Below are 4780 nucleotides of genomic sequence, written 5' to 3' on the forward strand. Positions count from 1 at the left end.
GTCTCTTCCCCCGCAGACCCGCCCCCGCCGCCCAGAAGAGCGGCACCTCCGGCGGCTTCCTGAGCAACCTGCGCTTCATCTGGAAGATCGCCCTGATCGTGCTGGTGATGGCCGTCGGGGCCGCCGGTATCGTGTTCTCCGGCCTGCGCGGCCTCCAGGCGATGCGCTCGGACCTGGACAACCTCTACAGCGGCATGCTGGTGCGCCTCTCGAACGTGCACAAGGCCGAGATCTACTACGCCGACCTCATCCGCCACGTCGAGCGCGCGCGCGTGCCCCAGGCCGACATCGGCGAGCGCCGCGCCGCGATGGAGCTGGCCGCCCGCGCCATCAGCAACGCCGACGAGATCATCGACCGCTACAACCAGGACTGGGTGAGCGGCAGCAACTACAACTACATCGCCGCCCTGCTGAAGTCGCGCAACAGGCTCGAGCTGCAAGACGCCGAGCTTAACGCCCTCAACGCCGTCAACGAGCGCTACCTCGACGCCCGTAAGGCCTTCGACAGCTTCTACCAGAGCATCGAGGCCGGGCGGCCCGACCTCAAGCTGGGCGAGGAGGTCGCCTACCAGTACATCTCCCTGCGTGGCTACCTGCGCGAGCTGATCAACGCCAACGACGCGCTGGCCCTGGAGATCAACAACGCGGCGCTGGCCCGCTCGGGCGAGGCGCTGCGCAGCATGTTGATCACGCTGGTGGTGGCGACGCTGCTGGCGCTGTTGGCGGTGTTCGCGATCACGCGCGCCACCACGCGCCGTCTGGCCGCGCTCGAGCGCGGCGCCATGGACCTGCGCGAGGGCAAGCTCGACACCGTGGTGAAGGTGCGCGGTAAGGACGAGATCGGCACCCTGGGCGCGGTCTTCAACGACGCCGTGGCCCAGCTCCGGGCCAAGGCCGAGGCCGACGCCGAGGCCATGCGCCAGAACCAGATCCTCCAGCAGAACATCGCCGAGTTCCTCAACGTCACCATGGACATCGCGCAGGGCGACCTCACCAAGCGCGGGGTGGTGACCGAGGACGTGCTGGGGAACGTGGTGGACGCGGTGAACCTCACGGTCGAGGAGATCGCCTACCTGCTCAAGGACGTGGCGAAGGTGGCCGAGCGCGTGAACCAGGGCGCCGAGCAGCTCAACCAGGTGACCGCGGCGGTGCTCGAGGGCGCCAAGGTGCAGGCCGACGAGGCCCAGAAGGCCCAGGGCCAGGCCCTGGAGGTGACGCAGTCCATCCGCCAGATGTCCGACACGCTGGGCATCTCGGCCCAGGCCGCCGCCAAGACGCTCGAGGCCTCGCAGAAGGGCCAGGAAGCCCTCACCGCCACGCTCTCGGGCATGCAGAGCATCCGCCGCGAGGTGCAGAGCATCGCCAAGAGCATTAAAGGCCTCTCCGACCGCTCGCTGGAGATCTCGGAGATCGCGCTGACCATCTCCAACATCGCCAAGCAGACCAACCTGCTCGCGCTCAACGCGGCCATCGAGGCCGCGGGCGCCGGTGAGGCGGGGATGCGCTTCTCGGTGGTGGCCGACGAGGTGCGCAAGCTGGCCGAGTCCTCCGCGCAGGCCGCCCAGCGCGTAGGCACGCTGATCAAGGGCATCCAGAGCGAGATCCAGGGCGTGGTGATCTCGGTGGAAGGCGGTACGAAGGAAGTGGAGCAGGGCTACCGCATCGCCACCGAGGCCAGCGAGCAGCTCAAGGAGATCGCCCACCTGGCCGAGCAGTCCTCCAAGCTCGTGCAGGCCATCTCGGGCGTGGCCCAGCAGCAGGTGCACAACGTCGAGCGCGTGAGCCAGGCGGTGCGCTCCATCGCCGGGACCGCCGAGGCCACCGAGGACAACAGCGAGCGCGGCCGCCAGGCCGCCGAGGAGCTGCGCAAGCTGGCCGACCAGCTCAGCTCCAACCTCTCGCGCTTCCGCCTGCCCAGCTAACCTGTGGGAGAGCCTATGCAAGTGGCCAAACAAAAGCCCAAGCCCGACCCGCGCCCGACGCTCTACGGCGCGGTCCCCAGGATCCGGTTCGGCATCCGCCACCGCATCCTGCTGCTGCTGGCCTTCCCGCTGCTGCTGCTGCTGGCGGCGGCCTCGGTGGCCAGCGCCATCACCCTGCAGCAGAGCCTGGAGGCCGAGTTCAGCGCCAAGGGCGAGGCCATCGCGCGCTCGATCGCTTCGAGCATCGACGACGACATCCTCGCGGGCAACCAGGCCGCGGTGCAGCAGCGCATCGAGGACTTCGCCCCCATCCCCAACGTCACCTACATCTTCGTGCTCGACGCCGGCGGGCAGGTCTTCGGCTCGAGCATCGCCCACGTGAGCCTCAAGGGCGGCAGCATCCGCAGCTCCTACATCCCCCAGCCCGTCATCGACAGCGCCCGCGCCTCCGACCTCCCGGCCCGCCGCGTCAACTACACCGACATCATCGGCCGCGACTACCGCGACATCCTCGAGCACCAGGCCCCCATCGTGGGCAGCCTGGGCCGGGTGTTCGTGGGCATCGACCGCAGCGTGATCGTGCAGAAGGCCAACCAGACCGCGCTGGCCCTGGCGCTGGGCTTCTCGGTGGTGGCGGTGGCGGTGCTGCTGGTGGCGGCCTTCCTGCTCGGCCGGCTGTTCCGCCCGGTCAACCGGCTGGTGAAGGTGGCCACCCGCATCGGTCAGGGGGACCTCTCCGAAACCACCGACGTCAAGACCAACGACGAGCTGGGGATGCTCGGCCAGACCCTCGACCAGTCGATCGTGCAACTGCGCGGCCTGGTGCGCACCGCCGAGGAGCGCGACCGCGAGCGCTACGAGCGCGAGCAGCTCCAGGCCAACATCGCCGAGTTCCTGCGCGTCGCCATGGACATCGCGCAGGGCGACCTCACCAAGCGCGGGACCGTGACCCAGGACGTTCTGGGCAGCGTGGTGGACGCGGTGAACCTGGCGACCGAGGAGATCGCGCGGCTGCTGCAGGACGTGCAGCAGACCGCACAGGAGGTCAGCCAGGGCGCGCGCAGCATGGCCAACACCTCCGCGCACGTCTCGCAGGCGGCCGCCTCGCAGGCGGAGGAGGTGCTCAAGGTGCGCGGCCAGACCCGCCAGGTGGCCCAGACCGTGCAGAGCCTGGCGCAGACCGCCTCCTCCTCGGCCGAGGCCTCCCAGCAGACCCTGCAGGCCGCCCGCGTGGGCGAGCAGGCGGTGGAGGCGACGTTGGCCGGGATGCGGCAGATCCGCGAGCAGATGCAGGGCATCGCCGAGAGCATCAAGGGCCTCTCCAGCCGCTCGGCCCAGATCTCGGAGGTCGCCGACGCCCTCGCCGACTTCGCCTCCCAGACCAACCTGCTCGCGCTCAACGCCACCTTCGAGGCAGCGGGCGCGGGCGAGCTGGGGCGGCGCTTCGCGGTGGTGGCCGAGGAGATCCGCAAGCTCGCCGAGGACTCCGCCAAGGCCACCCGCCAGGTGAGCGACATCGTCACCGACGTGCAGCAGGAGATCAACCGCACCGTGAGCGCGGTGCTCGAGGGCGCCTACACCGTCGAGCAGCAGTACCGCAGCGCCGAGCAGGCCCAGGGCCGCCTCAAGGAGATCGCGCAGCTCGCCGAGCAGTCGTCGAGGCTGGCCGCGCTGATCTCGAGCTACGCCCAGTCGCAGGTGAAGTCCATCGAGCTCGTGGACGAGGCCGTGCAGAGCATCGCCGAGACCGCCCAATCGACCCAGAGCGAAAGCCAGCAGGGCCAGGAAGCCGCCCAGCAGTTGCGTAAACTCGCCGAGCAGCTTCAGAGCAGCCTCAGCCGCTTCCGCCTGGCCTAAAGGACGCCATGTCAAGCCCGATACCCGAACTCCTCCAGAGCTTCCTCTCCGAAGCCTGGGAGGCCGTGCTGGCGCTGGAGCAGATTCCCGACTACCTCGCCCGCCAGGAATTTGAGCCGCTGGTCATCGTGACCCACCGCCTGAGGGGCTCGGCGGGGCTGTACAACTTCCCCCAGCTCTCCCGCCTCGCCGGGCTGCTCGAGCGCCTCTTCGAGGGCGCGCCCCGGCTCACCCCTGAGCAGCAGGACCAGCTCACCCGCTTCGTGGGGCTGGCCTCGGCCTGCATCTGCGACGCGCTCGACAGCATCGCCCAGAAGGGGCAGGAGGGCGACGTGGGGCTCAACCTCAGCCGGTTGGGGGCCTCCGCCCTGCTGCGCGACCTGGCCTTCGCCAACCCCGAGGCCTGGGTGGTGCACACCCCCGGCGACCCCGACGCCGAGATGGGCGAGGGCGAGGCGCCGGAGCACACCCCCTACAGCGCCGGCCTGCGCGAGGAGCTGCACAAGTTCTTCCGCGAGAACCCCGACATCTGGGAGTTCTTCGCCCCCGAGGTGCTCGAGCACCTCGACACCGCCCAGAACGCGCTGGAGCACCTGGCCGGGGAGGGCGGGGAAGGCGACGTGACCGCGCTCTTCCGCGCGCTGCACACCATCAAGGGGGCGGCCTACTCCGTCGGCTGCACCCCCATCGGCAAGCTCGCGCACAAGCTCGAGGACCTGCTGGTGCTCGTGCGCGACGGCCAGCGCCCCTGGAGCGGCGAGCTGGCCTCGAGCGTGGCCGAGGGCGTGAGCGCGATCCAGCTCATGCTCGCCACCGCCGAGGGCCGTTCCACCGACCTCGAGGTCCACATCGCCCGGCTCGAGGGCCTGCTGGGCGAGTCCACCGGCCTCATCGCCGAGGCGGCGGCCCCCGCGCCCGCCCCGGCCGTCCTCGTAGTCCTCGTCGTCGCCCCAGCGGGCCCGGGCGCCCATGCGCCCGATCTCGCTGACGCGCTCGCGGTC

The 4780-nt window shown here is 70.2% G+C and carries 3 protein-coding genes; all 3 read left to right on the forward strand.

What is annotated here, in order from left to right; genetic code table 11:
* Nucleotides 1-1922, forward strand: a 1922-nt coding sequence (locus Mterra_RS18915; RefSeq protein WP_147372948.1) for a methyl-accepting chemotaxis protein, incomplete at its 5' end; no start/stop codon positions are given.
* A gap of 15 nt (nucleotides 1923-1937) precedes the next feature.
* Nucleotides 1938-3779: a methyl-accepting chemotaxis protein gene (locus Mterra_RS18920; RefSeq protein ID WP_051304132.1), complete on the forward strand. Its 1842-nt coding sequence runs from the start codon at nucleotides 1938-1940 to the stop codon at nucleotides 3777-3779.
* Nucleotides 3780-3787: 8 nt separating this feature from the next.
* The coding region (locus tag Mterra_RS18925; protein ID WP_176582555.1) for an Hpt domain-containing protein at nucleotides 3788-4780 on the forward strand (993 nt) is incomplete at its 3' end.

Origin of the sequence: Calidithermus terrae (genome assembly GCF_003574345.1) — a bacterium.
GTDB lineage: Bacteria > Deinococcota > Deinococci > Deinococcales > Thermaceae > Calidithermus > Calidithermus chliarophilus.

Bases quoted from the DNA above. Each gene is read 5' to 3' on its own strand.
- Mterra_RS18920 (WP_051304132.1), top strand. From the start codon at position 1,938: ATGCAAGTGGCCAAACAAAAGCCCAAGCCCGACCCGCGCCCGACGCTC.